This window comes from Seonamhaeicola marinus (genome assembly GCF_008085455.1).
Genome location: NZ_VSDQ01000082.1, coordinates 1 through 623, shown reverse-complemented (window position 1 = coordinate 623; position 623 = coordinate 1). Strand labels below are relative to the sequence as shown.

Annotated in this window: 2 protein-coding genes; both read right to left on the bottom strand. The window is 33.4% G+C overall.

All coding sequences use genetic code 11. The annotated features are described in order from the left end of the window. Positions 1 to 248 (bottom strand): radical SAM protein (locus FUA24_RS00515; RefSeq protein WP_148539600.1); only part of this gene is annotated, 248 nt, incomplete at its 3' end. 40 nt (positions 249 to 288) lie between these two features. Then, positions 289 to 623 (bottom strand): molybdopterin-binding protein (locus FUA24_RS00510; protein WP_246146915.1); only part of this gene is annotated, 335 nt, incomplete at its 5' end.

Genomic DNA, 623 nt, shown 5'->3' with positions numbered 1-623 from the left:
GGAATATCTTTTCTAACAAAAGGTTCGCCACCTGTTAATCTAATTTTTGTAACACCATTATTAACAAAGGTTTTTGCTATTTCAAAAACTTCTTCATAGGTCATTAAATGGCTTTTAGGAGATAATTGCACACCTTCAGCAGGCATACAATATGTGCAGCGTAAATTACATCTTTCAGTTAAAGAAATACGCAAATAGGTGTGTTCTCTACCAAAAGAATCTTGTAATATTTTGGAATTTTTCGTCATATTATATTTTCAATAAACTATCATCAACTAATGGCTAAAATCAATCATGTCTGGCGCCTTTCAATATTCTAAAAACGTGTAATACTGAAGGGAAAATAGCATCCATTGATTCTTTGGCACCATTTGTAGAACCTGGTAAAGCTAAAACTAAGGTATTGTTAATTGTACCAGCAATACTGCGTGATAACATTGCAAAAGGCATACGTTGTTGGCCATAGTTTCTAATGGCTTCTTCAATACCAGGAATTCTTCTATCTAAAAGTGGTAATAAGGCTTCGGGTGTTATGTCTCTAACCGAAAGTCCTGTGCCACCTGTATAAATAACCATATCTATACCCTGGTTTTTATAAGTTTTAACTTTGTTTTGTATAGCTT